Origin of the sequence: Burkholderia sp. Cy-637 (assembly GCF_011753175.1) — a bacterium.
Lineage (GTDB): Bacteria > Pseudomonadota > Gammaproteobacteria > Burkholderiales > Burkholderiaceae > Burkholderia > Burkholderia gladioli.
On the sequence record NZ_VWWC01000365.1, the window covers coordinates 1 to 1,753 of the forward strand.

Annotated in this window: 2 protein-coding genes; both read right to left on the reverse strand. The window is 67.5% G+C overall.

Annotation, left to right across the window (positions count from 1 at the left end):
• On the reverse strand, positions 1 to 788 hold a 788-nt coding region (locus F3J10_RS35540), incomplete at its 3' end, for a GTP-binding protein (protein ID WP_205200601.1).
• A gap of 22 nt (positions 789 to 810) precedes the next feature.
• Positions 811 to 1,716, reverse strand: coding sequence for a sulfate adenylyltransferase subunit CysD (gene cysD, locus F3J10_RS35545; protein ID WP_167244041.1), 906 nt, complete (start codon positions 1,714 to 1,716; stop codon positions 811 to 813).
• Positions 1,717 to 1,753 lie beyond the last annotated feature (37 nt).

Genomic DNA, 1,753 nt, shown 5'->3' on the forward strand with positions numbered 1-1,753 from the left:
CGGCCCATGTAGCCGCGGAAATCGTCGGCCGAGCTGCCGTCCTGGCGCGCCACCCACTGCACCGGGAAGCGCAGCGCCTCGCCGCCGTCGATCGCCACCGGCAGCGTCTCCAGCACGTCGAGCAGCGGCTCGCCGGCGTACCAGGGCATGCTGTCCGACAGCGTGACGATGTTGTCGCCCTTCAGGGCCGACACCGGCACGAAGCGCACGCCCTCCAGGCCGAGCTGCTGCGCGAGCACGACGTAGGCATCGCGGATCAGGTTGAAGGTCGCTTCCGAATACTCGACCAGGTCCATCTTGTTGATCGCGACGATCACGTGCTGCAGGCCGAGCAGCTTGACGATCGCGCTGTGGCGCTTGGTCTGCGGCAGCAATTGCGCCGGGCTCGCGAGGCCGCCCTCGACCGCGACGCGCGTGGCGTCCACCAGGATGATGGCCGCGTGCGCGGTGGAGGCGCCGGTCACCATGTTGCGCGTGTACTGCTCGTGGCCCGGCGTGTCGGCGATGATGAACTTGCGCTTGGCGGTGGCGAAGTAGCGGTAGGCCACGTCGATCGTGATGCCCTGCTCGCGCTCGGCTTCCAGGCCGTCGGTCAGCAGCGCGAGGTCGAGCTCGTCGCCGACGGTGCGCTTGTTCTTGGCGCGCGACAGCGCGGACAACTGGTCCGACAGCACGGCCTTGCTGTCGTACAGCAGGCGGCCGATCAGCGTGCTCTTGCCGTCGTCGACGCTGCCCGCCGTGATGAAGCGCAACACGCCGAGGTCTTCGTGGTTCTCGATGATGCTCATGATGTCTGTGTCCTCGCGTGCTTCAGAAATAACCTTGCTTCTTGCGCTGTTCCATCGCGGCCTCGGAGGTCTGGTCGTCCATCCGCGTGGCGCCGCGCTCGGTGATCTCGGTCACCGCGGTCTCGGCGATGATCTTCTCGACGTCGTCGGCATCGCTCTCCACCGGGCAGGTGCAGGAGATGTCGCCGACCGTGCGGAAGCGCACCTGGGCGGTTTCGCTCACCTCGCCCTCGCGCATCGGCGTGAGCGGCGTGACCGGCACCAGCAGGCCGTTGCGGCGCACGATCTCGCGCTGGTGCGCGTAGTAGATCGAGGGCAGTTCGAGCTGCTCGCGCGCGATGTATTGCCAGACGTCGAGCTCGGTCCAGTTCGAGATCGGGAACACGCGCAGGTGCTCGCCCTTGTGCAGGCGCGCGTTGTAGAGGCTCCAGAGTTCCGGGCGCTGGGCCTTCGGATCCCATTGGCCGAACTCGTCGCGGAACGAGAAGATGCGCTCCTTGGCGCGGGCCTTTTCCTCGTCGCGGCGCGCGCCGCCGATCATCGCCGTGTAGCCGTGTTGCTCGATGGTCTCCAGCAGGGTGACGGCCTGCGCGGCATTGCGCGAATCGGTTTCGCGGCGCAGCACCACGGTGCCGCGCTTGATCGAATCCTCGACGTGGCCGACCACCAGCTCGGCGCCGATTTCCTTGGCGCGGCGATCGCGGAAGTCGATCACCTCGTCGTAGTTGTGACCGGTGTCGATATGCACCAGCGGGAACGGCAGCGAGGTCTGGCGATCCGGGCCCAGGCCGAAGGCCTTCAGCGCGAGATGCAGCACGACGACCGAATCCTTGCCGCCCGAGAACAGCAGGGCCGGCTTGCTGCATTCGGCCACCAGTTCGCGCAGGATGTGGATCGACTCGGCCTCGAGCCAGTCGAGGTGGCCCATCCGGCTGGCGGTGCCGGCCGGCGATGCGAAGGCGGAT